A 25,857-nucleotide genomic window follows, 5' to 3' on the forward strand; every position below is an offset into this window, starting at 1 on the left:
AACCACAAGCGCGGCACGCTTTGCACTGTGAATAGCCTATGAGAAAAATTATTGTAGAAGCCTTGATGTTCAGCGCCTACGCGCTGTTTGCGGCGAGTTGGGTGGCCGGGGCCATCCTCACACCAGAAATTCAGCAGTCGTTTGCCCAGGAGGGTCTCGCCAACGCCAGTTGGGGCAGCAATGCCATTACTCTGGCAAAGATTCTCGGCAACCTGGCCGCTGCCATGGTGCTGGTCAAACTCGGCATTCGCTATGCGTTCACCACCGCCATTTTGCTGATTGCCGCCGGCGGCCTGGGGGCCTTTGCGGACAGTTACAACGGTTGGTTACTATCCCGATTGGCCCTTGGACTCGGGGGTGCCCTGGCGATTGTGTATTTTAATCCGGTGGTCCTGCACTACTTCAGGCCCAGCGAACGCCCGGTGGTGAACGGAATAAACGCCGCTGCGTTCAATACCGGAAATTTGCTCGCGTTGCTGACAACCAGCATCCTGTTGCCATGGCTTGGCAGCTGGGAAAACCTGATACTGCTCTACGGTGCCATGGTCGCCAGCCTCGCGCTCCTCTGGTGGCTCTGCGCCGAGTCCATTCCCCTGGCCGGCAACAGCGCGGATTCCGTACAGACGCGACCCTACCGTCTGCGCGAAGGGCTGACAGATCCTTTCAACTGGTGGCTGCCGCTGGCCTACTGTGGCGTACTTTTCTGCTATATCGCCGTGTTTGCGCTCTTTCCACTGCTCGATACCTTCGCGGTACAGAGCACCCACTTGTCCGCGGTAATGATAGCCACAGGGATGGTGGGTACTGTGGCCGGTATCGTCACCACCAAGCGTCTGCCGATGCGACTGCCGGTGATTCGCGCCAGTGGCGCTGCACTGACGCTCAGTGCAACGGCAATGATTGTCACCAGCTCTCCCACCATTGCCTATAGCGCCGCGGCAATGGCAGGCTTTTTTATGTTTCTGCCGATGACGGCTCTGGTCACCCTGCCCCAGGAGCTACCGGGCATGACTCCTGCGCGCATCACTGTCATCTTCGGGATGTTCTGGTCCATTGCTTACGGTATCGAAACTTTGTTGATGTGGGGCGCGACCACTATTGCAGATGTCAGCGGAATAGCCGCCAGCGCTGCCTGGATCGCCGTAGTCTGCTCAGCATCGTTATTTGCTGTCTCCTTCAAACTGCCGGAGACAAGAACCGCCGCCAACACCGAGAGAAGCGTCAATGCCAACACTTGATCCGACCCTGGCAGAATGGTTGCCAAAAATTCACACTCTGGCCGAGCAAGCAAAGGCAGCGGGAATAGAGCCGACCCCAATCAGTGCACGCGAGGGTCTCGCCAGCCTCACGCGCCAGTTTGTCGACGCTGGACCCGACATGACAATCAAGGACTTTGTGATTCCCGGTGGCGCCTATCAGGTGCCGGTGCGCACCTTCTTACCACAGCAGGCCAGCGGTGGTCCTGCCATCGTCTATGTGCACGGTGGCGGTCATATGGCGGGCAGCGTGACTGTGTACGACCCGATCTGCCGCCGTATCGCCGAAATCTGCCAGCGCTGCGTGGTTTCCGTTGAATATCGGCGCTCGCCAGAAAACCCCTACCCCGCAGGCCTCGCCGATCTGAATCAGGTGCTGGAAAACTTTGCTCCGACACTGTCAAACAGGGACATTGCCCACAACAGCCAAGTGATTTTAATGGGGGATTCCGCTGGCGGTGCGCTCTGTGCCACCCTGTGTGCTCGCTACCAGCACCGCGCCGACTCACCGATCCTCGGTCAGATCCTGGTGTATCCCAGCCTGGACTACACCATGGGCCACCAGTCTTACACCGAAAACGGCCGTGGCCATCTGCTGGAAGTGGAAAAGATCCGCTGGTATTTCCAAAACTATTTCAGTCGGGGAGAAGAGCGGGTGCAGGCATCACCGCTGTCTATGCCGGTGAGTACGGGGCTGCCCCCCACCCTGGTATTCACTGCACAGTTTGACCCCCTGCGCGACGAAGGGCATGCGTATGTGGAAAAGCTCCGGGCTGCCGGCGCGCAGGCCTGGCTGCACAACTTCGATGACATGATTCACGCTTTTCTAAATCTGGAGCAACTGGCACCCAGCGCGTGCAGTACCCTCTACCAGCGTACTGCCGATTTTATCACCCAGTTGCTCTCAGACCAGTAACAGATTCCCGTAGGCCTTCATTGTCTGTTGGCGTCTGTCTGCTTGCCAGGTAAAGGTTTACCGAGGCTCTGTGCCTCGCGGATAAGTTGCTTGCGGTCGCGCAGGCCCGTCTTGCGCAGGATGGCGGTGACATGGCTCTTCACCGTGGGCTCGGTAATCCCCAGTTCAAAGGCAATTTGCTTGTTCAACATGCCCCGGGCGATCATCTGAAAGATACGCAGCTGTTGCGGCGTTAGTCCCTGCAGTCGCTCAATCAGTGTACTGTGTAGCTGCGCTGCCAACAGCTCCTCAGCAAACCAGGTTTCGCCTCGCAGAACCGCCCTGATGCAGTTTTGGATTTCCAGCGGCTGTGCGGTTTTGGAGAGAAAGCCCACTGCACCGAATTGTGCAGCACCCGCTATACTTTCGGCACTGTCACTGCCAGACACCACCACCACCGGCACCTGCGGGTACTCTTTGCGAATTCGTGCCAGGCCATTGTAGCCATCGCTGCCGGGCATATTTAAATCTAGCAGAAGCAGATCGAGATCCGCTTGTCGAGCGAGTGCCGCCAGGGTAGATTCCAGATCGACACTCTCGATCAGTTTCGCGTCGCTGGCATGCTGCAATGTGGCGAACAGAGCACTGCGATAAAGTGGGTGATCATCCGCAATCAGAATGGTACTGCTCATCGCCAGAAACCGGGGGTTATTGTCTGGCTTCAGTCTACTGAGCTGTCCAGCCTCCGTCCACCGGCAGGGCAATGCCGGTCATGGTGGCTGCGGCATCGGACAGCAGAAAGACCACAAGCTGTCCGATCGCCGCAGGTTGTGTCGCCACAGGCAGCGGCTGCTTCTCTCCCACAAGAGCCATTTTGGCCCTCTCGATATCGATACCCTGCGCCTGGGCAATGGCTTGAATCTGCGGCTCAATCAGGGGCGTTTCCACCCAGCCGGGGCAAATCGCATTGACGGTTACCCCGGCCTTCGCGGACTCCAGGGCGAGCACTTTGGTGAGTCCTACCAAGCCGTGTTTGGCTGCGCAATAGGCGGCTTTCTTATTGGAAGCCACCAGGCCATGTACCGATGCAATATTGATAATACGGCCCCAGCCGACCGCCAGCATCGCCGGCAGCACCTGTTGACTCAAATAGAAAGGGGCATTCAGATTGACGGCAATAAGGCTGTCCCAACGCGCTTGTGGAAAATCCACCGCTGCTGATGTGTATTGAATGCCGGCGTTGTTCACCAGCACATCCACACTGCCGCCGAACTCCTGAGTGGCCACTACCAATTCGGTGCATCCCCGCAGAGTGCTGAGATCAGCATTGCTGAATCCACAGTCAACAGCAAATTCCCGCGTGAAATCGGCTGCAAGGTCAGCACCGGCACCGGCATCCAACAGGCCGTGCAACATGATCCGGTAGCCACTACCTGCCAACTCCCGCGCCACACCCAGCCCAATGCCACTGGTAGAACCGGTCACCAGGGCCAGCTTGCAGGAGTGATCACCTTCAGACACTACAATTCTCCGTTTCAACTTGGTCAGTCGAAATTGATCCTAGCAAGGAGCAAATAGCCCGTCTGTATGACCAAGGTATGAGGCTTATGGCAAACACTTCAACAATAAAAAATACCGGGTCCCAGTGGAGATACCGCCTTCCATCTGCTCAGATGCCGATATGGTTTGCAGGCCGCTTAAGGGGGCATCTCTCTCATTGGAAAGGGTTCTCGGCAGCTTCCCTGCAGACAGCAGCAGGGAGCCTGGTCTGTGGTGTTACAGCCTGCAATCACTTTTGCTGAACTCTCCCAGCGAGATCATTTCTGAGGGGGGAGTCACCCAAAAAACTACGGGGCGATCTCAGCAGAAACCTGCGGCACACGGCGCTCACGATTTGCGGAAACTGCCTCGGCATCGGGAACACGCCCTTTACCTTCCTCTGTCATCTCCTTCGCTTCAACCGGTTCGATGTGTGTTTTATCAATGTGCCCAGCGTTGGTGCGCTTGGCACGTTTGTTGTTTCGCTGGAAGAAGTCTCCGAGATAATTGGCATAGTCAATGCTAACCGAATCCACATGGGCACCACTGGCATCGACACCGCCGGACCAGGTGTGTCCCAGACCATAGAACCAGAGCATGGAGACACGTCCATCCTGCCATACATGTTCATCGGCCGTGTGACCGGGTGCGTCACTAAGGAGGTTGGAGCCGCGCAACTGCTTCACCCCATATACCTTGGCCATACCGTTGGCATTTTGTGTGTTGTAGCAAGCATTCACCACAGTATCCTCAGCGCCATGGCCTATGCTGGCAATCTGGGTATCCAAATGGCTGGCGTAATTGCCGGCATAATTGCGACAGCGACTGGCAACGTCGGCGCGCTCACAGTTGCCAATGGCCCCACTGGCACTGGTACCAATACTGGGCCCGGCACTGGCGCCAAAACCTGCAAAAATATCTGGAGCAATACAGGCGGCGGTGTTGGCAAAGACCGCTCCGGAAGAAAGGCCCGCGATATACACCTGGCTTGGATCGATATTGTGTGCGGCTTCGCCAGATAAGGCGGTGGCCAGACTAATCAGATTGGCGTAGTCACCGTGGCTGCGGGTACGTGGCTCCTGCCAGTAAGACCAACAGCCAAAACCCGCTTTGTTTGCCGCATCCGGCACGGCGATCGCCATACCGTGGTTTTCCGCTGTTTCCTCCAGCTTCGCTGTCAAAAATGCATCGATAGATTGACTACAGCCATGTAGAAGGATCAGCAGCGCTTTGCCGTTACCGATGACCGAGGTGCTATCCGGAATAAACACATGCACCCGCTCAAAGCCACCTATGGCCACGTTTTGCTGCCAGGAACCAGCCATCACCGGGGTACCGCCAAAAACCGTAAACAGCATACTGAGCAAAAAAATTGATAGCTGCTTGACCGGGTGTTCAGAAAACATTACTGGCGCCTCTTTGTGGTATAGTGAGTGGGTGAAAACTGCACTGCCTGTATGCCACTCTCCTCACAGACAGTCAACCACTGGTCAACATAAAAGCTGTGTATTACAGACACAACTAGACTTAGGTCGGAGAAATCTTTTAGACACAGACACCGCCCGGATAAGAGCAACAACCCGATCAACCCAGGCCGATGAATAGGGGGTGCGCCGGCGGCTTTTTTAATTCACTTCCCCGGCAAATGTTTGCAGTGATATCAGAATATGCTCGAGAAGACCCCTTCAAGACACTTTCCCCCACTGTTCCAGCACTCTCTGCCAACGTTTGTGATTCAATACGATAAACTCTCCGTTACACAAAATGCAGTGCTGAAAACCACGGTCCTTTTTACATTGAAACAGCACCAGAACCGCCGGGCCCTGGGGATAAAATTGTCTTCCATTGCTCTCTTTGTTGGTGATCGCATTGATTTGCTTGGTATCATTGCAACACTGTCTTGACGGGTTGTTGCAGCCTTCCATAAGTACATAGAAATATCCGATGAGTAAACACGACAATCTTTACGCAAACCCGCTGAGGCAAGTGGCTGGTTTTGAGTTTGACCGCCAGGTTGTGGACGTTTTCCCGGATATGATCAAACGCTCAGTACCCGGCTACGCTACCATTGTAGCCATGATCGGTACCCTGGCAGAACGCTACGCCCAGGTGGGCAGTCGCTGCTACGACCTGGGCAGTTCCCTGTGCGCAGCCACCCTTGCCATGCGCCATCACATCCCAGCAGCAAATTGTGAAATTATCGCCGTGGACAATTCCTCCGCAATGGTGGCGCAGGCCCGCGCTGTGCTCGCCGCAGACAGCGGAGAAATTCCGGTACAACTTATCTGCAGCGATCTGCAAACGGTTGCCATTGAAAACGCCTCGGTGGTGGTGCTGAATTTCACCCTGCAGTTTATCCCGCTGACAAAGCGCCGGCTGATCCTTCAGAAAATCTATGACGGCCTGCGACCGGGGGGGATTGTGATTCTCTCAGAGAAGGTGCACTTTTCCGATAAAACACACAATGCACTGATGATTGAGCTGCATCACGCCTTTAAGGCCGCCAACGGCTACAGTACCCTGGAGATTGCGCAAAAGCGCTCATCCCTGGAAAACATCCTGGTTCCAGAAACTTTGGCTACCCACCGCGGGCGCCTGAAGGACATTGGTTTTTCCAGCGTAGATGTCTGGTTCCAGTGCTTTAATTTTGCCTCTTTACTGGCTTTTAAGGGCAAGCCCGAAGAGTAAGTATTTCTGTGATTGACTACACACGTCTCTATCAAGGCCTGCAACATATCCCGGCCCTGCGCGCCTGGCTGTCACAACTACCGCAACAGGTCGCTGAGGGTCTGAGCCCGAAGCGCTGGGGCGACCTGCCCGATTGGCGCTCGGCATTGGAAGCTCTACCGGATATAGCGCCCTCGAGTATTCAATTGAATCACCGGATATGCGCCGGCAACGCGGCCGATGCCAGTGCCGAGCAACTGCAATTGCTGGAAGCGGGGCTGAAAAAACTCCACCCCTGGCGCAAAGGCCCCTGGGATCTGTTTGGCGTATCTATTGATACGGAGTGGCGATCCGATTGGAAGTGGGATCGTGTGCAGCCGCACCTGGCCCCGCTCAAAAACAGGCTGGTGCTGGATGTGGGGTGCGGCAATGGCTATCACTGCTGGCGGGCCTACGGTGCCGGTGCGCGCCGGGTGATCGGAATAGATCCCTCGGCCAAGTCTGTTGCGCAGTTTTACGCCCTGAAAAAATATCTGGGAAATGAAAAACCGGTGGACCTGCTGCCACTGGGTATTGAGGTGCTGCCGGAAAACCTGCATGCCTTCGACACCACTTTCTCCATGGGGGTACTCTACCACCGGCGTTCGCCCATGGATCATCTGCGCGATCTGCGCGGGACCCTGCGCCCAGGGGGACAGTTGGTGCTGGAAACTCTGGTGATCGATGGCAAACTGGGAGACTGCCTGGTACCCGAAGGGCGCTATGCAAAAATGCGCAACGTATGGTTTTGCCCCAGTTGTGCAACTCTGGAGAGCTGGCTGCGCAAGTGCGGCTTCGACAACCCCAGAACCGTGGACCTGAGCACTACCACTACTGAAGAGCAGCGGCGCACCAACTGGATGCGTTTTGAATCCCTGGCGGATTTTCTCGATCCGCAATCACCAGGTAAGACCATTGAGGGTCATCCTGCGCCTAAACGCGCCGTTCTGGTCGCGAAAGTACCGTAACTTCTCTTACACCATGGCTCTGTGTATTCATAAATCCGGAAAAACCCCCTATTAGTAGAATATTATACGGAATAGCCGCTGTGATCTTGATTATTGCCCTCCCTGCGGCAAAGCTCGCCCCCAAACCGTGCAACAATGCCCTCAGGAAAGGCTGCCAATCAGTGCAGCCCGGCGCAGAGTATCTCTATGAGTATTAGTGTTTTCGAGCTCTTTAAAATCGGCGTGGGCCCCTCCAGTTCCCACACGGTGGGCCCCATGATCGCTGCCCGCCAGTTTGTACGGGATCTGCGCGCCCGCGGACAACTGTCCCAGACTGATCGCGTACAGATACACCTTTACGGCTCCCTGGCCCTCACCGGTATAGGGCATGGCACCGACATGGCAGTATTGATGGGACTGCTGGGTCAATCTCCTGATACCATCGATGTAAACAGCATTGATGAACGATTGGCTGCGATCCAGCAGACATCTGCCCTGCTACTGTACAATGACCACAAGATAGAATTCGTTCGCGAACGCGACCTGACTTTCCACACCGAAGCATTTCTGCCCCAACACTCCAACGGTATGACCTGCCAGGCTTACTCGGGCTCAGAGCGGTTATTTGAGCGCAGCTACTTTTCTATCGGCGGCGGCTTTGTGTTGTCTGAAGAGGATTTTGCCCACAGAGAGGAAATCGCTACCCTGCTGCCCTATGACTTTCACAACGCCGAGCAGCTGATGAAGATCTGCACACAGCACGGCTGGACCATTGCCGATCTGGCCATGGAAAACGAGAAGGCATTTCACAGTGAGCAGGCGGTGAGTGACCGCTTGTGGAATATCTGGAAGGTGATGGATGCCTCTATCGAGCGGGGCTGTCATCAACAGGGCATTCTGCCCGGGGGTCTGGACGTGCCACGTCGCGCAGCCGAACTTTATCAGGAACTGAGTAAACAGCCCACGGAGGAACGCAATCAGGGACTGGCCATCCTCGATTGGGTCAGCCTGTTTGCCCTTGCGGTTAACGAGGAAAATGCCGCACGCGGACGCATTGTTACCGCCCCCACCAATGGGGCTGCAGGGGTCATTCCCGCTGTCATCGCTTACTATGTGAAGTTTGTGCACGATGCCGACAAACACGGTGCACTGAAGAATCAGGTGGTGAAATTCCTCCTGACCGCCGGTGCCATTGGTATGCTGTACAAGAAAAATGCCTCCATTTCCGCTGCAGAAGTGGGTTGCCAGGGAGAGATTGGCGTGGCCTGTTCCATGGCCTCCGCCGGCCTCGCAGCCGTGCAAGGCGGCAGCAACCAGCAGATCGAGAACGCGGCGGAAATCGGCATGGAACACAATCTGGGGCTTACCTGCGACCCTATCGGCGGGCTTGTCCAGATACCCTGTATTGAACGCAACACCATGGGCGCGGTAAAAGCCATTAACGCTGCACGCCTCGCACTGCGCGGTGACGGCGAGCATATAGTCCCTCTCGACAGCGTGATTGAAACCATGCACCAGACCGGTATCGATATGCAGAACAAGTACAAGGAAACCGCTCTGGGAGGCCTTGCGGTCAACGCCGTGAACTGTTAATACAATCTCCCTACTCTACGGGTTACCCTGGCACTTGATACAGTCTCAGCATTTACTTGGTGCCACCTTGTGGGGATCTTTCAGTTTCGGTGGTGTCGCATTGCCGCCGTGCTGATGCAACCATTTACAAGCGTGAATAATATCATCCGCCAAGCCTTCAACGGCATTGTAATTGAGATGCGGGCGCACCACGATGCGCAAGGAGTTTACTGACTGTGCATCGGGAGGCATGGCATAGGCAGACAGCACCCAGCCGCGCTCGCGCACCTTGTCGGATATATCGTACTCATTGAAATTGGTATACTTTCCATTCAAGGTCATGGCCACTACGGGGATGCGCTGGGTCTTATTCATGATCTCGAAATATCCACTATCCACAAGGCGATTGCGCAGGTGCTGGGCATTCTCCAGAGTGTGCAGCATGATATCCCGATATCCCTTGAAGCCCAGGCGGATAAAATTGTAGTACTGGTAGGCGACGGTGGAAGCATTGCGGCTGAAATTCAAGGTGGCCGTCGGCATTTCACCGCCCAGATAATTCACATAGAACATCAGCTCCTCATCGAAAACGGAGCGCTCGCGAAAAATCACCCAACCGAGCCCCGGCGGCACCAGCCCGAACTTGTGGCCGGATGCATTAATGGATTTCACCCTTGGCAGGCGGAAATCCCAATGGTAATCGGGGTATAAAAACGGGTTTACAAATCCGCCGGAAGCGCCGTCAATATGCATGGGGATATCGTGCCCGGTGTTTTCGTGATGGCGATCCAGCCAATTGTGAATAGCACGAAAGGCATCGTCCTCACCGGTAAAGGTCTGCCCGGCAATGGCCACTACCGCGATGGTATTTTCATCCACCAGTTGATCAAGATGCGCACTGGTAAAACGGTAATGCCCCGGCCTCAAGGGGGCTATGCGCGGCTCCACATCAAAGTAGCGCATAAATTTTTCCCACACGATCTGTACATTGGCACCGGTCACCAGATTGGGCCTGGAGCCGTCTTTGCCCATTTTTTGCCGGCCTTTACGCCAGTTCCACTTGTGGGCCAAACCCGCCAGCATACAGGCCTCTGAGGAGCCAATGGTGGCAGCACCGTATGGCTCCACACCCCCGGGGCCGTTCCACAACTGGTGCAACCAACGCACCATGCGCGTTTCCATGGCAAACAGCTGAGGATACATATCGTGATCGATGTAGTTTTTCAGATAGTGATCCTTTGCCACTGCAAAAGATTCGGGCTCGGTAAAGGTGGTCACAAACGAAGATAAGTTCATCGCCGGTTTGGCATCGGACCAGGTCTCGCTGGTGACAATGGATTCGGCGGCATAGGCAGAGATACTATCTCTGGGAAAATGATTTTCTGGAATATCCTCATTGTATTCATCAAAGAACAGATCAAACGGGGATTTCTGTTTCATGACCACACTCCTTGTCGCGCTTCGACGCCGCAAAAAACCCTCGGTAAAGCCCCCTCATCGCATCGGGAAAGTGGATATGGACTCAATAGCAGAAACAGCTTGTCCACAATTCCCGTTTCTAGGCGCTGAGCAAGATGGGTTCCGGAATCTGTCACACACCTCATCTTGGCAAAAGATGAAAAAATAGGTGACCTTTGGCCGCCCCTTTACCTAGTACTACCTGCCAGTGTAGATAAATCAGGACAGGACATGGTTATGGAAAAAGCACGAATGACGGTCGTGCCCCGGTAAACTTTCTCTGGGGAAGGAGTTCGTTTTCACAAATACGGGCAAACTGTCTAGGGTCAACCACCAGACACAAGGAACGCGTTCAACTCGGTATGCCATGTTTGGTATAGATATCAAAACGTCCGGATTTTCCCTGCAACAAAAGGCTGGGGTTTTTTCCGGCCAGGCAAGGCGCCAGCCTGGGGCGTTTGACCACGGTACGGTAGTAGCAGGCTTTGAAAGCAGGTTCTAACAACTGATCCGCGTCCTTGTCCACACCCACCAGATAGTGGAATGCCGCCATTTCTTTCTTTACTTTCGCACTCTTGCCCCCCAATGGGAACATGGGGTCCAGATAGACAACCTGCCAGGAATCCTCGTCCTGCTGGGTCAGCCAGTCCACTGCGGAAATGGTGTCATCAACCAGGCACAAACGTCCGGCAGCCGGGACCAACTCGGTGTCGGCTGCTGCCGCCTGCTGCAATCGCCGCAGGCCATCTTGCAACAACAGGCGCACCACCGGGTTGCGCTCGAGCATCCACACCTCACACCCCAGTGTCGCCAGTACAAAGGCATCGCGCCCGAGTCCGGCAGTAGCATCCAATACACGTGGGTAAAAACCCGGACGCAAACCAATGGCCCTGGCAACCGGCTGCGCCCTGCCACCACCAAATCTGCGCCGGTGCGCCAGGGCACCCCCCACAAAATCCACAGCGACAGGCCCCGGCGCCTGGCGACCGGTAGCACACAGTTCCAAGCGCTCGCCACAGCGCAAAACCTGGGAAAAGTCGCCTATTTCCCGAGGGTCTGTAACGCCCAGGCAGGGAAAATCGAGCTGACTGGACAACTGTTCGGCAGCGGGGAGGTGTTCTGGGGTCGCTGCAATCAAAGCCATTGCCGGATTCATCGGCACTCCGTGCAATAGTCAAAAAAGCAGCCTATGCTAGCCCGGATTTTCCAGCCATTCCAGGGCCTGGGAATACGCATTCAGCGAAAAGGGCCGCACTTCGGCACTGACGAAATGGCAGACTAGGCTCGGCATAAAACTCAGGACGGGATTGTCGGATAATACGGCTATTTTCTGGATATGCCTATGGTGGTCGTGCACAAAACGGAAGTGCGAAATCAGCGCGACAAAACTCTCCCAGCCAGCAAAATCCTGGGCATTGATCAGCAGCCCCTCGATCCTGCCCTGCTCCGTGATGACCGGATCTATCTGGGCTGCAAGCTGCTGAAAATCTTCCGCAGAAAATTTTCCTACAGGTTTGACTTCGAGTATCTCGTGTTCCCGGCACCACTTATGTTCAATCATGATCCCACAACGGGCAAGGGCCGCCTCTGCCGGCAGCCCACGCGCTTTGCAATGTTTTGCTATCCCTGCCTGGGTTGATTTGAACCCAATTTCACAACTTGTACAATCCCGGTACCGCTTGCCGAAGATGACCGCTTCCAAAGCTCAGCGCGCAACAAGTGCCCTACTCGGCAGAAGCCCCTTCAACAACCTTGTCAGCCTTTTTGCCCGTAGCCGTACTGTCTGTCGAATTGCCACTGTTGCCGGTGGCAGTCTGAGGGGGTTTGCCACCCACACCGGTGGATGTCGGCCTGCTGGCATCAGGCTGTCCAGCGACCGGTTTTGTAGCTGCGGCACCAGAGCCCGGATCGGTAGTGTTACTGGCTCCAGGGGGATTGGGGTTTGTCTGATCCGGCTCCTGTGGCGTTTGCATGTCCGGGTTACCCATACCATCAGGAGGCGTAGGCGCGTCGTTGGGAGGGGGTGTATCGCTATCATCACCACTATCCGATGGTGTCGAGTTGTCATTCATCTGCTCGCTTTGCGGCTGATTCATCGAGTCATAGGCGTCTTTTGCCTTGTGCTCACCACCACGCGAAATAAAATAACCGATAATCAGTAACAAGATGATCAGTGGTATCAGTAGTTTCTTCATATTGCGACCTCTCGACGCCAGCCAAAATCAGAAAAAATACCTGTCGCAAGGCCAGCCGGTCATGCAATTTACAGGCGGCGGACAGCGTTGGCAGCTGTGCGTCGCTGGCCCTGCATCCCTGCGGTAAAACCTGTGGCCTAAGCCTTTTTGGCGCCAGAAGGCAGCGTTAGATCATCCGATAAAACAACGCACCTTCTCTAAAGAAGGTGACGCCAATACTGATAAGAATAACCCGGCATTTGCGTTCTTCAAGGAATCGGCCCCCTTTATTAGAGGTTGGATTGCTGTAAGTGTGGGTAGATTTAAAACCGGAGATTATATCAACCGGGCAAATAGCGGATTGTGAAAACCAAGCCGCTAAGTGGTATGTCCCAACTGACCCGGAGTGAGTGGGCGCCTATGGACCCAACACCCCCCGGGGCAATTTCGCCAGAACTTTGCCCGTTGAGAGCAGGGTTGATCCCGAGCGGTCAAGTCACTGAGTATTGCCAGCAGCGTCGCCGCATCAGACTCTGCCACAGCCGCCTCGCAACTGAGCAGCTGCAACCTGCCGTAGGCATCGCGACCGGCAAAGATCAAGTAACGCTCCCCTACTTCCAATTTCCTGTCGCAGTACTCCAGTCCGAGACGGAAAGTGATCTGCTCGGCAACCGCACCCTTCCACACCCGACTGGGCGCAGCCGAATACACATAACCCGAAATCGCAGTAACCCCTGGCGCTGAAAGGGCACTGTCTACATCACGGTGGATATCGATCACCTCCACCTGTGCCACTACCGCCGCCCCGGCAAACTGCGCTTCCAGGTGAGTGACGGTTTGCGAAAACGCCGCTTCACCCTCGTCTTGCCAGGCAAGGGCCAGTGTGGCGAACCATGCGGGAAGAAAAGACACCAGACACAGGGTGGTGTTTACAGACCGACGGCGGCTCACGGTTATTCTCCATTATTGCTGCAGTGGCTGACCTACAGACAACAAGATCGGGCAACAGCACCTTGGTGATTGTTTCTGTAAAAACATTGAGCAGCTCAAAAGAGTGCCTTGACCGGCCAAAACCGGTCCTTAAATCTACACAGCTCCACACAATTGAGTTGCTCTTTAAGGCCAAGCAATCAAAAAATCACCGAAGCTCAGGATATTTACCTGTCGGGATATAAAGGGCACCGGATGCCCTTTCGCGAAGATTTCCTGTCCGTTCACGGCGCAAATGCGGCTGTATCAGTGACAGTATGGCACCCTAACCGGCCGTGTGGATCACAGTGGCAGGAGCTCCAGCTCTACGCGGCGGTTGGCCTGACGCCCGGCCTCCGAGTCGTTGCCGGCCAGCGGGTAGCGCTCACCATAACCAATGGCCTGCAAACGGCCAGGGGCGAGGCCATTGCGACTGAAAAAGCCCGCCACCGAATCAGCCCGCTGCTCACTCAACGTCTGGTTATAGACATCTGAACCGGTGCTATCGGTGTGGCCGCTGACGCGGATCGCGGTTTTGTCAAACTCCTGAAGAACCACGGTGACCGAATCCAGGGTATCGTAAAAACCCGGGCGGATATCAGAGCGGTTGGTAGCAAAAGTGATATTACCCGGCATGATCAGACGGATATTGTCGCCTTCGCGCTGTACACGTACACCTGTGCCCTCCAGACGCTGTCGCAGAGCCATCTCCTGCTGATCCATATAATAACCAATGCCACCGCCAATAGCTGCACCACCCAGCGCACCGGTGAGCGCACCCTTGCGGCGATCTTTTTTACTCGCGGTCGCCGCACCGATAATGGCACCCGTGAGTGCACCGATGCCGGCCCCCTTTGAGGCATTACTGGTTTTGCTTTCTCCGGTGTAAGGGTCCAAAGTGGAACAACCCACCAGTGATCCCAAAGCCAGAATTGCTACCCAATGTTTCATTATTGGTTCTCCTAACACACTTTTACTTTAGGGGTATCGGGATGCGCTGAGCACAGCGCCCCTGCACAGTCCCGGGAGTATCCAGCACGCAAGCTGACTGGCGGCTGAATCCATCCAATGAAATTATGCAAAGACTACGGTGAAGTCATCGCCGGTTCTACTAACCAGTCCCCATTGCACATCATAAATCACGCCAAAATTGTACTATCGTACAGATTTCCTGAATAGAAAGCCGTCAAACCCTTTTCTTCCACAAGTTCTGTGGATAACTCTGTGAATTAATAAACAAAGGGCAGCGATAAACGGCATAAACTCTTGCTCACAGCATTTTGCACATTTTTTAAACTTTTTATTTTTACTTTTAAAAACAATAAGTTATAAAAAATAAAACAAAAAAGTGACAATTGTATTCCAACACTTTGAGACGTCACTTTCCCCTCATAAGCATGTGGAAAAGTTTGTCAATACCTCTGGCGCGAGAGGACAAACATTGCTTAGACACTTTTGAACTTAGGCTCCCGGCTAAGTGGCACCAGACCCATTATGTTTTCTTATACGCCAGCAAGGGCAGTTAGCGATACAGGGGACAGTCGCTGGAACTGGGACAGCTTCATGCACGCCAAGCCACATTTACAGGTCAAACCGACCGCTGAATGTCTTTGGACTGCCAGGTTGACTAATAGTGCGGCGGCTTGTCATCCGAGGACCTGGTACCCCCCGGTAATACACCGCTGATTGCACTGTACTTCTGCGACAACTCACGCATATGCAGCAAAAGGCGGCGGATATCGGCATCCTGCCTGGTAATCACATCATTCAACTGGGCGATCGTATCTTCCTGAAATGTCAGCCGGGCCTCCAGTTCATCCATGCGCTCGGACAGTTTCATAAGAGCCTCTGTCATGACAGCAAACCGTACAGTGCACGCACCAAACCCACCGCGCGCCGATCCATAAACAGGCTCTGCCCCAGGCGCGTGGTGATATAACCCAGACCCAGCCCTCGCTCCGGATCGGCGAAACCAACGCTACCGCCGGCACCCGGATGACCGAACCCCCGTGCTCCACCGAAACGCAAATCCGCCGCTTCACCACTCAGAATGAATCCGCAACCGAAGCGAACCTCGGCCTGCAGTATCTTGTCATGGCCACAACTCTGCTCACGCGACGCCTCTGATACCCACTCTCGCGACAAGGTGGTCGGGGTTTTCTGGGCCAGGTCACCGTAAAACGCTGCCAAGTCCCGGGCACTGAAATGCCCATTGGCCGCGGGAATCAATGCACTGCGCCACTCGGGACTGTTGGTGCCCATCACCAGACTCACAGGGTTGCCGAATGCCATGGCCACGGGACCCTTACGATCTTCCTTGATTGCCCGGCCTATGGCGTTTTCCCGCAGCTCCGGCAGAGGTTGCTTCAATGGGGCCACATCGGCAATACGGAGTGAACGGTGGCCATTGGCACCAAACCCACCATCAAGATCCAGCGGGTTGGCCAGTGATTCCCGATAGAGTTCTGTCAGGGGTTTTTGCGCAACCCTTTCAATCAGTCCGCCCAGGCCCCAGCCATACAAAAAAGGGGCATAACCCTGCTGGCTGCCCGGCGGCCACCAGGGCTCAGTGCGGGAGACTTCCTTACAGGCGGCGTGCCAATCGTAAATCACCTTATCGTCCACACGCTTGCGAAAAGCCACCAGGCCGCTGCGGTGACAAAGCAGCTGGCGCGCGGTGACAGTCGCTTTGCCTTCGGTAAATTCTGGCCAGTAATCCGCCACCGGGCGGTCCAGGTCCAACTTACCGGCCGCCACCTGCTGCAGAGCCATCAGTGCCAGCACGCCCTTGCTGGCAGAAAATACATTGGCAATCGTATCCTCGGTAAAAGGACACTCCGCGTTCCGGTCCGCACTACCCGCCCACAGAGAGCAGATCAGCTGGTCATGCTGGCGTACCGCAAAGGCCGCACCCGTATCCCCGCACTCGCGAAAATTCCTGGCGAAAGCATCCTGGAGGGCCTCAAAACCGGGGGCACAAAAGCCGTATATTTTCATCTCTCTATTTCCGATAACACGCTCGGAGGCCCGCAAGGTTAGTTTCTTCCCCTCTCCGACGCAAATCGGTAGTATGGCGCGTCCAGAGCGAGAGACCGATATGATTGAGCAAACCGCCATCCAGGACCTGCTGTCCGACAATCACTGCTTCGGCTGCGGCCCAGACAACGACCGCGGACTGCGCATCAAAAGCTACTGGGCCGGCGAGGGGAAAACCCGCTGCATATTCACCCCCGCTACTCATCACAATGCCGGTCCCGCACACTATTTAAACGGCGGGATCATTGCCACGGTGATCGATTGCCATACGGTGTGCACCGCCATCGCGGACGGCTACCTTCAGGCCGGGCGCGACATCGGCGCTGGGAGTACAATTTGGTACGCCACCGGCAAACTCGCAATCCGGTACCTGGCCCCCGCTGCCATTGACAAGCCGGTGATACTCGAAGCCACCATCGTCGAACGCAGCCCCCGCAAAACCGTGTTGCACTGCGACCTGAGCGGCAGCGGACGTCTGTGCGCCGAGGCGCAAGTGATTGCTGTGCGTGTACCGCAGGAGTGGTAATTACCCATCGCCCAAGCAAAAAGATTCAGACTTCCGACACCTCCTCTGCATCTTCCAGTCTGTGCCCACAGAATTTACAGTATTCCGCATCCGGATCATGAGCGCTGCGGCTGCAGTTATGGCAGGCCAGCTGAATGCGCTCCCGATGCATTTCACCGGCCAGTTCCGCGGTGAGAATTCCTGTGGGCACGGCAATAATGGAGTAACCGATCAACATGGTCATTGCCGCGATACTCTGCCCCAGCGGTGTTTGCGGAGAAATATCCCCATAGCCCACAGTGGTAATGGTGACAATGGCCCAATAGATACTGGTGGGAATACTGGTAAACCCGTGCTCCGGGCCTTCTACTACAAACATCAGTGCGCCAAAGATAACGCACATCACAAGCACACTGGAATAAAATACAAAGATTTTTCTCCGTGCCAAGCCCAGGGCGCGCAGGAGGATATTGGCATCGCGCAAATAGCGCACCAGTTTGAGAATGCGGAAAATGCGCAGCACCCGCAACAGGCGGATCACCAACAGGTAGGTGGCGCCGGTATAGAGGAGTGCCAGGTAACTGGGTAGTATTGCCAGCAGATCAATAACCCCGTAAAAACTGACAATATAGCGGCGCCGGTTAACCGAACAATAAATACGCGCGATATATTCCACCGTAAAGAGCCCGGTAAACACCCACTCAAGCGCGATCAACAGGGGACCATAACGCTCGGCAACGGCGCTGATGGATGCCAGCAGCACCAGGCCCACACTAATCACAATGGCCCAGATTAAAAAAACATCAAAGTTGCGCCCGGCAGGTGTGTCCGTACCGAATATCACTTCATTGAGCAGTTTTCGACGTCCCGTCAACGCCATTTCTCACCCCGACTACAAGCTGCTGCCAATTTGCGACGAGATTCTAACCCCTGGGCACTGTCGGGTCGCCCTCTATTTTCAATCCCGTCGCTATCCACGCAGCGCTCCGAATTGCGCCTTTAACTTCCCTTTCCCCTCAGGCACAATCGCACCCTATACGCACTGAACAACTACCGACCGGGGAGAACCATGGCCAGGGAGAATCGTCTTGTCTATTCCACCGACCGCGGCCGTATTGCGGATACCTCCCCGCAGGAGAAACGCCACGAGGGCAGTGCGACAGTGCGTATACAGAGGGAAACCAAAGGGCGCAGAGGCAAGGGGGTGACCTGTGTGCACGGCCTCTCAGGCACCGACAATGAACTGAGACGGATACTGGCAGAATTGAAAAAACGCTGTGGCTGTGGGGGCACCCTGAAAGACGGTGTTATCGAAATCCAGGGCGACAAACGCGCCGACATCAAGGCGCTGCTGGAAGCGCGCAACTACATTGCAAAACTGATTGGCGGCTAAACTGTGCGCAGTAATCGCAGTGGCTTCACACCCAACTGCTGCTCCTGCTCCAGGCAGGGAACCAGCAGGGTTCCCAACTGCACCCGGTAGCCTTGCATAATAACCGAATTGGCATATCTACAGCGGGATTCCATCGCCTGAAGCGCTGCCCGCATCTCCCGATGATGCCGTGGGAGGTCAGATTTGGCCTTGATATCCAGTATGCTGTGCAAGTCTTGCGCTTTTAGGGTCTCCGATGACCCCACTATAACCTGCAGAGCGTTGAGTGTTCTGGCGCTGAGCGCCAGGTATTTCTTCACCAGTTCGCGCTCCACCATTTCAGGAGTCAGGTGCCTGGCGAGCAGGGCAAGACTCTTGCTGTAGCTGGCGAGCTGCTCCAGGTGGGGCGCGAGAGGTTCATAGGCGGATAGCTGGCGCAGGTGACTCTGCGCTGACTGTTGCGCTTTGGACGGCATCAGCGCTATCGCCAGACACAGGCGCTGATAGAAAATGGCATAGACCTTCTGTAGCTGCCGCTCTGTTTCCTCCAGTTCAGACCGTTTCACCGCAGCCATCTCCTGTGCAGCAGTCAGGCTTGTGCTTTCCAGAGAGTAGTTCTGTGGACTGATCTGCACCTTGGCCCTGATCAATGCCGCACCCAATTGCATGGCCACAAGACACCCCAGTAGCCCTTGCCGCTGCTTGCGAAGCCCGCGCAACTCAATCAACTTGCCGCGCAGCCAATCGATGGTGGCTTGCAGATCCATTCCCTTCACCTGCTCGGCAGCAGGGCGTTCGAGCGGCAGTAGCGTGTGCGGCGGCAGGCGGTTGAAATACACATTCAGCACATCAACGGCCTCCTGCACCCCGCTGTTTGAACTCAGCAATTGCCGGTTTGGCACAACCTGGCAATCGGGCCCGGCGCTGGCAAGACTGACCGCTCGTGCCAACCCGTCCAGATCACAGAAAAAGTCCCTCAGAGAAAACGCCCTGGTGATCTGCGCCGGCAACCGCTGCTGACTGATCGCAGAGATGCGCGTGTCATCTGCGGCCTGACCAGAGTCCCAGGGGTCACTCGTTTGTGCCATGGCCAGTTCAATGGCCTTGCAGGTTTCCCTATCCAGCTTTTCCAGCGTCCACTGCACTGCCGCAGGAATATTCTCGAGACACTGCCCCAGTAACAAGGCATCCCGGTTAATCTCGGCAACAAGCAAATCTGCATGAACCAGACGGTGCCACCTCTGGGCAAATTTCGCAAAAGCCTCGCTGCCAATCACCCCCGCCGCGTAGAGATCCGCGCGGGCCTCAAGATACCGTGCAGCGCGGCTGGTAAGCGCGCGGTGCAGATTGTCCAAGCGTTCGATCAGCGGCAGTAAAAAATGACCACAAATCACCAGTAAGCGGTGCACCGGCTTTTGCAGTCCACTGGGCCTGCCGGAGTTACAAACTGCACTGCGTTCATTTTCCAGGGCCCACTGCATGGATTCCAAACGGCTTCCCCCGCCCAGCACCAGCCAGGCAAGAAACCCATTTACCCTTCCGCAGTAGAGACCCAGTGCCCGCGCCACTAGCGCCAGAGCTTCCCTGCCCGGAAGGGCGACGACACCGGCAAGCCCCAGGTGAAGTGGCAATACCTGACTGACCACCTGAGAAAAGCTCGGCCCGGAGAAAACTCTGGCATCCGGCCCAATCCATACACGCTGTACTTTCGGCAAGCCGAGACTGGTGGAAAGTAATTCAAGTAAACGCAGCAGTTCCCGGCCCTCGGAGCGACTCAGCGCCCGCACGCCGGGTTTGCTCTGCAGATCTCGCAGAGGCCGGAAATAGGGAGACACAAGCAGCAGGACAACAATACAAAAGGCAGTCGCAACCAAACTAAGAGCCACAACAACTCCATTCAGCCCGCCCTGCCAAACGGCCAGGGGGATCTGCCAAAGGGCATAGCCAGTCCCATAGGCACAAAATCCCAGCAGCAGGATAAAAATTCCCGGCAATACCACAGCGGGAATCAAACCCAGTATTACCTCGCCAGCGGCGGATATCCCGGCAGGGGAAAATGTCTTGTCATCACGGAACAGATGTTTCATCCCTCCGCTGGCATTGAATGGCCGCACAGCGCGAAGCGCTGCGCCCTTGGAGGAAACTGCTGGCTGGCGCCTTGCCCTGCTTTGTTGGCCATGCACGGCTGGGTTGCGACTCTTGTCCTCAATAACAGGGGCATGCGTCCCGCGCCCCTCACTGCGATCTGATTTGCTGCCCTGGGCGCTGCGGCGCTGCGCCACCTGGATCCTGGCTATCAGCTGCAGGTTGTCAAATCGACCCGCCGGGTACACTTTTACACGCAAACCAATGTTGTGCAGACCGGCACGATATTTCAGTGCCTGTGCAGAGGCCAGCTGATCTTTGATCACCCAGCCTTTCAACAGGAGCCTGCGGGCCTGGGGTTCAGGAATAGAAAACAGCCTGGCTGCATCCTGTACCACCAGTTCCGGCTTTTTGCCATACAGCGTCCGCCCCATGGATACTATCTGGAATAAACCCTCAGTTGACATCTCCCTCTCCCGTCATCAAGTGACACAAAATGTCAAATTTGTGGCAATTTTCGCGCAGGATAAAAGATTCAGAACAACGCCAGTGAGCGCCAGTTCTCAGGAGTCCCGTGTCGATTGGAAATTTGTCAGGAAAAGAGGAAAAGCGCACAGTTTTGCCAGCATCTCTATTCCAACAAAACTTCACCGTCAGTGGATACAATCCCGGGGAACTGTATTGTGTGGTCCTACATGAGCCAATTGCGTCTGCCGGTTTTGCACCGAATACATCAGGGAGCAAAAATCAACAGGATACGATCTGCCAGCTCGGCAATAGAGAGCCCTTTGCCTCGCGGCTTGAACCAACTGTAGGTATGGCTGAGGGCTCCCACTAACAGGCGCCGCACCAGTGCCGCATCCCCACCAGGGCACTTGGCCGCTCGAATCGCAATTAACCAAATATGCTCGTATTCATCCCGCAACCGCAACACTTCCTTGCGACTGTCTTTAGACAGGCTGCGCCATTCCAATACCAGAATGGAAAACCCCGGCACCGCCTGGCCGTGAATCGCCTCCAGTTCCGATTGAATACAGGCGCGCAATTTATCCCGCGGTGACTCGGCCTGTTGCATCGCACTGCGCATACGCGCACTGGCAAAAATAGTGACCTCCCGCATCACCGCGCAGAGAATCTGCTCTTTACTGGCAAAATGGTGGAAGATACTGCCGGACAGAATACCGACTTCGGAAGCGATATCCCGCACCGTGGTTCGAGCGTAGCCCTTCTGCTCAAACTGCCGCGCGGCCACATTGAGGAGGCGCCCTCGGGGAGAGCCCGGATCGGTGAGTTCCCCCCGCTCTACCAACGCGCCGATCAATTGTTGCGGACTCAGGTTTTGCCCTAGCCGGGCCAGACTTGCGGCGCCTTTGTGCACTGAACACCCCCCAAGAAAATCCGCATATGGTAACGGTCGAATGAATTTTTCACCAAACTGGGAACAATGGTTGAATACCAAGCGCTTGCTTGGTAGCGTTAGAGTATTCTGCGCATTCAGTCGCGCGGGTGCAAGCAACAACGATAAGAACTGACAAGCCTCAAGGGCTTGATAAAAGGACATTTTTATGCGCTATCTCAGCCAGTTACGTCCCGGCAGCTTCAGTGAACAAACCCATATCGTCACCGGTGGCGGCAGTGGTATCGGCCGTTGTATCGCCCATGAACTGGCCAGCCTCGGCGCCCGCGTTTTCTTGATCGGGCGCAAGTTGGACAAACTGGAGCGTGTTGCCGGGGAGATCGCAAGTGACGGCGGCGAGTGCAGTTTCTATAGCCTCGATATCCGCGATGAGCAGGGTGTAAAGGATACGGTCGCCAAGATTGTGCAGGCTCAGGGTAGGATTCAGGGACTGGTGAACAACGCCGGCGGTCAGTTTCCCTCCGCATTGGAGCACATCCCCGCAAAGGGCTTTGACGCTGTCCTGCGCAGCAATCTGCTGGGTGGATTTCTGATGGCCCGGGAAGTGTATGTGCAATCTATGAAAACCCACGGTGGCAGTATCGTCAATATCACCGCAGACAACGCCGGTGGTATGCCGATGATGGGGCACTCCGGGGCGGCCCGTGCAGGCGTGGAAAACCTGACAGAAACCGCTGCACTGGAATGGGCGGCCTCCGGAGTCAGGGTCAATGCGGTGGCACCCGGTTATATCCTCACCAGCGGCCTGGATACCTATGACCCGGAATTTCTGCGCGAACTGTTACCGGGCTTCCGCGAATCAATCCCCCTCTACCGCCTGGGCGAGGAAGCAGAGGTAAGCGGCGCTGTGTGCTTTCTACTGTCTGATGCTGCCGGCTATATCACCGGCCAGACATTGCGCATTGATGGTGGCTCCAGCCTCAAGCACCACTCCCCGCTCTGGCGCCCTGTGGCGGCCAACAGTGTCAAGCGCTTTAACGGCTTCCACCGCAAGCGCCGGCCCAAAGTCGTGGCAGCGCTGGAAGCAGAGGGCAAACTCTGATGCAACCCATCCACTCCCAACTGGACAACCGCTCCAGCGATTTCAACAATAATCGCACCGCAATGCTGGAGCAGATTGCCCACTTTCGCGAGGCCGAACAGCAGCCGCTGCAAGCCGAGCGGGAACGCGCCTCCCGCTACCGGGAACGTGGCTGGCTGCTGCCCCGCGAGCGCCTCAACCTGTTGCTGGACCCGGGCGCCCCCTTTATTGAGCTGTGTGCTCTGGCGGGGTACAAGCTCTACGACGATCAGGACGGCAGTGGTGCCGGCGGCGGCGCTATCTGTGGTATTGGCCAGGTCAGCGGGCGCCGCTGCATGGTGCGGGTGGACAATTATGCAGTGAAAGGGGGCACCATTTCCCCTGCCGGAATGGATAAAGCCCTGCGCATACAGCAAATAGCACTGGAGAACCGCTTGTCGGTGGTCACCCTGGCGCAAAGTGGTGGCGCGAACCTGAAGTATGCCACCGACACCTTCGCCCCCGGCGGGCTCGGCTTCGCCAACCAGGCACGCATGTCCGCGGCCGGTATTCCTCAGATCACAGTCGTGCATGGTGGCGCCACCGCCGGTGGTGCTTACCAGCCGGGCCTGTCCGATTATGTGATAATGGTGCGTGGACAATCCGGTATGTATCTCGCGGGCCCCCCCCTGCTCAAGGCGGCAACCGGGGAAATTGCCGACGAGGAGAGCCTGGGCGGTGCAGAGATGCACTGCAGTGAGTCCGGCAGTGGCGACTACCTGGCGGAGAGCGACGCCGATGGCATCCGCTTGGCACGGGAAATAGTCGCTACCCTTCCCTGCCAGCATACCCCCAATCTCCCGGAGGAGTATGCAGACCCTCTCTATCCCATCGACGACCTGCTCGGCTTGATTCCCGCCGACAGCAAAAAACCCTACGATGTGCGCGAACTCATCGCACGTATCGCCGACGGCTCGGCGATGCTGGACTTTAAAGCACAATTTGACCGACAGACCGTCTGTGGCCATATCCGCATTGAAGGGCACGCAGTGGGCATTATCGGCAACAACGGCCCCATCACCCCCAAGGGCGCCAACAAAGCCGCACAGTTTATCCAGCTGTGTGAACAAAGTGGCACGCCACTGCTGTTTTTGCACAACACCACCGGCTTTATGGTCGGTACCGAGGTCGAACATCACGGCATTATCAAACATGGGGCCAAAATGATTCAGGCTGTCGCTAACGCCAGGGTAGCCAAGCTCAGTATCCTGGTGGGCGGCTCCTATGGTGCCGGTAACTACGCCATGTGCGGGCGCGGCTTCGACCCGCGTTTTATTTTTGCCTGGCCCAATGCGCGCACCGCGGTCATGGGCGCAGCTCAGGCCGGCAAGGTTTTGCGCATTGTCACCGAACAGAAAATGGCGCGCAGCGGTCAGGTAGATACTGCGTTACTGGACAAACTGGAAAACGACACCAGTGCCTTTATGCAGGCAAATTCCGATGCCCTGGCCTGCAGCGCCCGCCTGTGGGACGACGGCATTATCGATCCCCGCGACACGCGTAAACTGCTGGGTATGCTGCTGGCAATCTGTCGCGAAGCGGGATCTGTTCCAGCGCGTCAAAATACCTTTGGCGTGGCGCGGTTCTAGCCATGTTTCACCTAGCCCGGGAATCTCAACCGGACGAAAGGCAGTCAGTTCGCGAATAAAAAACTCCCGCAGATAAAGCCCATAAAGAGGATAAAACATTCATGATTCTCAGCGAACAACACCGGGAATTACAGCGCACGGTAGATCATTTTGTACAGCAGGAAATCAACCCCCATGTAGAGGCGTGGGAAAAAGCCGGCAGCTTTCCCATTCGCGACATCTTCAGGCAGCTGGGAGATTTGGGCCTGCTGGGCATCAGCAAGTCCAGCGATTACGGCGGCCTCGGGCTCGACTTCAGCTATGAAATCGTTTTTCTGGAAGCCTTAGGCGGTGCCCATTGCGGTGGTGTGCCCCTGGCCATTTCGGTGCAGACTGCCATGTGCACCCCGGCACTGGCAAACTTTGCCAGCGACGACCTGCGCCGGCAATTCCTGATCCCGGCGATTCGCGGGGAGATGGTCGGCGCCATCGCCGTATCCGAATCCGGTGCCGGCTCGGATGTGGCCGCCATAAAGACTACGGCAAAAAATAATGGCGGCGATTATCTGGTCAACGGCAGCAAGATGTGGATCACCAACGCACCCTGCGCCGACTTTTTCTGCACCCTGGTCAACACCAGTGAAGGCAAGGCCCACAAGAACAAATCCCTGCTGATTATTCCCGCCAAAACACCGGGACTGAGCATCGGGGGAAAATTGGAGAAGCTGGGGATGCGCTCCTCGGAAACCGCACCGGTATTTTTTGACAATGTGCGGGTTCCCAAACACTTCCGTATCGGCGACGAGGGGTCCGGCTTTCTGTTGCAGATGCTGCAATTCCAGGAGGAACGCCTCGCCGGTGCCGCCCTGACCCTGAAGGGCCTGGAAAATTGTATCAGCAGTACCATTGAGTACGTGCGCGAGCGCCACGTTTTCACGACACCGCTACTCGACAATCAGACCGTGCACTTTGCCTTGGCGGAAATGCAATCCGAAGTGGAGTGTCTGCGGGCACTCACCTGGCGTGCGGTAGAAGCCTATGTGGCGGGTGAGGATGTCACTACGCTGGCCTCCATGGCAAAGCTCAAAGCGGGCCGCTTATCCCGCACCATTCCCGATCAATGCCTGCAGTTCTGGGGTGGTATGGGCTATATCGAGGAAACCAGCATCAACCGTGCCTACCGCGATAGCCGTCTCACTGCCATCGGTGGCGGCGCCGATGAAGTAATGCTCGGTATTATCTGCAAGTTGATGGGCATCCTGCCCGGCAAACGCAAGTCCGGCGAATAGAGTGGGCCC

Annotated in this window: 24 protein-coding genes; 10 read left to right on the top strand and 14 right to left on the bottom strand. The window is 56.0% G+C overall.

Annotated elements, in window-relative coordinates; all coding sequences use genetic code 11:
• The first annotated feature begins 38 nt into the window (after positions 1–38).
• Positions 39–1,238, top strand: coding sequence for an MFS transporter (locus tag Q5Y71_RS04030; protein WP_306040304.1), 1,200 nt, complete (start codon positions 39–41; stop codon positions 1,236–1,238).
• Positions 1,225–2,172 (top strand): alpha/beta hydrolase, encoded by a 948-nt coding sequence (locus Q5Y71_RS04035; protein ID WP_306040305.1) that lies wholly within the window; start codon positions 1,225–1,227, stop codon positions 2,170–2,172. Before Q5Y71_RS04030 ends, Q5Y71_RS04035 begins: the two co-directional genes overlap by 14 nt.
• A gap of 17 nt (positions 2,173–2,189) precedes the next feature.
• Here Q5Y71_RS04035 and Q5Y71_RS04040 read toward each other — a convergent pair whose 3' ends face one another.
• The 3 genes from Q5Y71_RS04040 to Q5Y71_RS04050 all read right to left on the bottom strand — a co-directional run bounded on the left by Q5Y71_RS04040 (position 2,190) and on the right by Q5Y71_RS04050 (position 5,096).
• Positions 2,190–2,843 (bottom strand): response regulator transcription factor, encoded by a 654-nt coding sequence (locus tag Q5Y71_RS04040; RefSeq protein WP_306040307.1) that lies wholly within the window; start codon positions 2,841–2,843, stop codon positions 2,190–2,192.
• Positions 2,844–2,877: 34 nt separating this feature from the next.
• Positions 2,878–3,672, bottom strand: coding sequence for a 3-hydroxybutyrate dehydrogenase (locus Q5Y71_RS04045; protein WP_301413957.1), 795 nt, complete (start codon positions 3,670–3,672; stop codon positions 2,878–2,880).
• A gap of 326 nt (positions 3,673–3,998) precedes the next feature.
• Positions 3,999–5,096 carry a PHB depolymerase family esterase gene (locus Q5Y71_RS04050; RefSeq protein WP_306040311.1) on the bottom strand — a complete coding sequence of 366 codons (1,098 nt, stop codon included), beginning with the start codon at positions 5,094–5,096 and terminating at the stop codon, positions 3,999–4,001.
• 538 nt (positions 5,097–5,634) lie between these two features.
• On the opposite strand from Q5Y71_RS04050, the gene cmoA reads away from it, so the two are divergent.
• From cmoA to Q5Y71_RS04065, 3 genes are all read left to right on the top strand, one after another.
• Entirely contained in the window at positions 5,635–6,378 is a 744-nt protein-coding gene (gene cmoA / locus Q5Y71_RS04055) for a carboxy-S-adenosyl-L-methionine synthase CmoA (protein ID WP_306040313.1), read from the top strand.
• A gap of 8 nt (positions 6,379–6,386) precedes the next feature.
• On the top strand, positions 6,387–7,364 hold the full coding sequence (gene cmoB / locus Q5Y71_RS04060) for a tRNA 5-methoxyuridine(34)/uridine 5-oxyacetic acid(34) synthase CmoB (protein ID WP_306040315.1): 978 nt from the start codon (positions 6,387–6,389) through the stop codon (positions 7,362–7,364).
• Positions 7,365–7,550: 186 nt separating this feature from the next.
• On the top strand, positions 7,551–8,936 hold the full coding sequence (locus Q5Y71_RS04065) for an L-serine ammonia-lyase (RefSeq protein ID WP_306040316.1): 1,386 nt from the start codon (positions 7,551–7,553) through the stop codon (positions 8,934–8,936).
• A gap of 45 nt (positions 8,937–8,981) precedes the next feature.
• Here the strand turns inward: Q5Y71_RS04065 and Q5Y71_RS04070 are convergent, their stop codons facing one another.
• The 8 genes from Q5Y71_RS04070 to Q5Y71_RS04105 all read right to left on the bottom strand — a co-directional run bounded on the left by Q5Y71_RS04070 (position 8,982) and on the right by Q5Y71_RS04105 (position 16,513).
• Entirely contained in the window at positions 8,982–10,355 is a 1,374-nt protein-coding gene (locus tag Q5Y71_RS04070; protein WP_306040317.1) for a glutamate decarboxylase, read from the bottom strand.
• Between the two features lie 370 nt (positions 10,356–10,725).
• Entirely contained in the window at positions 10,726–11,529 is an 804-nt protein-coding gene (locus Q5Y71_RS04075; protein ID WP_306040319.1) for a class I SAM-dependent methyltransferase, read from the bottom strand.
• A 36-nt stretch (positions 11,530–11,565) separates the two neighbouring features.
• Positions 11,566–11,934, bottom strand: coding sequence for an STAS/SEC14 domain-containing protein (locus Q5Y71_RS04080; protein WP_301413971.1), 369 nt, complete (start codon positions 11,932–11,934; stop codon positions 11,566–11,568).
• A 163-nt stretch (positions 11,935–12,097) separates the two neighbouring features.
• A complete protein-coding gene (locus Q5Y71_RS04085) occupies positions 12,098–12,568 on the bottom strand; it encodes a hypothetical protein (RefSeq protein ID WP_306040322.1) in 471 nt (156 codons plus the stop codon).
• A gap of 357 nt (positions 12,569–12,925) precedes the next feature.
• A complete protein-coding gene (locus tag Q5Y71_RS04090) occupies positions 12,926–13,498 on the bottom strand; it encodes a hypothetical protein (protein ID WP_306040325.1) in 573 nt (190 codons plus the stop codon).
• 321 nt (positions 13,499–13,819) lie between these two features.
• Complete coding sequence (locus Q5Y71_RS04095; RefSeq protein ID WP_301413974.1) at positions 13,820–14,467, bottom strand: OmpA family protein; 648 nt, start codon at positions 14,465–14,467, stop codon at positions 13,820–13,822.
• 676 nt (positions 14,468–15,143) lie between these two features.
• On the bottom strand, positions 15,144–15,356 hold the full coding sequence (locus tag Q5Y71_RS04100) for a SlyX family protein (RefSeq protein ID WP_306040327.1): 213 nt from the start codon (positions 15,354–15,356) through the stop codon (positions 15,144–15,146).
• A gap of 11 nt (positions 15,357–15,367) precedes the next feature.
• Positions 15,368–16,513 carry a serine hydrolase gene (locus Q5Y71_RS04105; protein ID WP_306040328.1) on the bottom strand — a complete coding sequence of 382 codons (1,146 nt, stop codon included), beginning with the start codon at positions 16,511–16,513 and terminating at the stop codon, positions 15,368–15,370.
• A gap of 100 nt (positions 16,514–16,613) precedes the next feature.
• On the opposite strand from Q5Y71_RS04105, the gene Q5Y71_RS04110 reads away from it, so the two are divergent.
• Positions 16,614–17,078: a PaaI family thioesterase gene (locus tag Q5Y71_RS04110; protein WP_301413981.1), complete on the top strand. Its 465-nt coding sequence runs from the start codon at positions 16,614–16,616 to the stop codon at positions 17,076–17,078.
• A 25-nt stretch (positions 17,079–17,103) separates the two neighbouring features.
• Here Q5Y71_RS04110 and Q5Y71_RS04115 read toward each other — a convergent pair whose 3' ends face one another.
• Positions 17,104–17,937 (bottom strand): ion transporter, encoded by an 834-nt coding sequence (locus Q5Y71_RS04115; RefSeq protein WP_301413983.1) that lies wholly within the window; start codon positions 17,935–17,937, stop codon positions 17,104–17,106.
• A gap of 189 nt (positions 17,938–18,126) precedes the next feature.
• Here Q5Y71_RS04115 and Q5Y71_RS04120 point away from each other — a divergent pair, with 189 nt between their 5' ends.
• Positions 18,127–18,450, top strand: a complete 324-nt coding sequence (locus Q5Y71_RS04120) for a stress response translation initiation inhibitor YciH (protein ID WP_306040331.1) — start codon at positions 18,127–18,129, stop codon at positions 18,448–18,450.
• On the opposite strand, the gene Q5Y71_RS04125 is transcribed toward Q5Y71_RS04120, so the two are convergent.
• Complete coding sequence (locus tag Q5Y71_RS04125; protein WP_306040333.1) at positions 18,447–20,981, bottom strand: hypothetical protein; 2,535 nt, start codon at positions 20,979–20,981, stop codon at positions 18,447–18,449. The two genes, Q5Y71_RS04120 and Q5Y71_RS04125, sit on opposite strands and share 4 nt — an antisense overlap.
• Positions 20,982–21,247: 266 nt before the next feature.
• Complete coding sequence (locus tag Q5Y71_RS04130; RefSeq protein ID WP_301413990.1) at positions 21,248–21,892, bottom strand: TetR/AcrR family transcriptional regulator; 645 nt, start codon at positions 21,890–21,892, stop codon at positions 21,248–21,250.
• 187 nt (positions 21,893–22,079) lie between these two features.
• Between Q5Y71_RS04130 and Q5Y71_RS04135 the strand changes: the two genes are divergently transcribed.
• The 3 genes from Q5Y71_RS04135 (at position 22,080) to Q5Y71_RS04145 (ending at position 25,848) form a co-directional block, all read left to right on the top strand.
• Positions 22,080–22,973, top strand: coding sequence for an SDR family oxidoreductase (locus Q5Y71_RS04135; protein WP_306040336.1), 894 nt, complete (start codon positions 22,080–22,082; stop codon positions 22,971–22,973).
• Positions 22,973–24,580 (top strand): acyl-CoA carboxylase subunit beta, encoded by a 1,608-nt coding sequence (locus tag Q5Y71_RS04140; RefSeq protein WP_306040338.1) that lies wholly within the window; start codon positions 22,973–22,975, stop codon positions 24,578–24,580. Before Q5Y71_RS04135 ends, Q5Y71_RS04140 begins: the two co-directional genes overlap by 1 nt.
• 101 nt (positions 24,581–24,681) lie before the next feature.
• On the top strand, positions 24,682–25,848 hold the full coding sequence (locus Q5Y71_RS04145; protein WP_306040340.1) for an acyl-CoA dehydrogenase family protein: 1,167 nt from the start codon (positions 24,682–24,684) through the stop codon (positions 25,846–25,848).
• Positions 25,849–25,857 lie beyond the last annotated feature (9 nt).

The organism is Microbulbifer sp. 2205BS26-8 (genome assembly GCF_030731025.1).
In the GTDB taxonomy this organism is placed as follows: domain Bacteria; phylum Pseudomonadota; class Gammaproteobacteria; order Pseudomonadales; family Cellvibrionaceae; genus Microbulbifer; species Microbulbifer spongiae.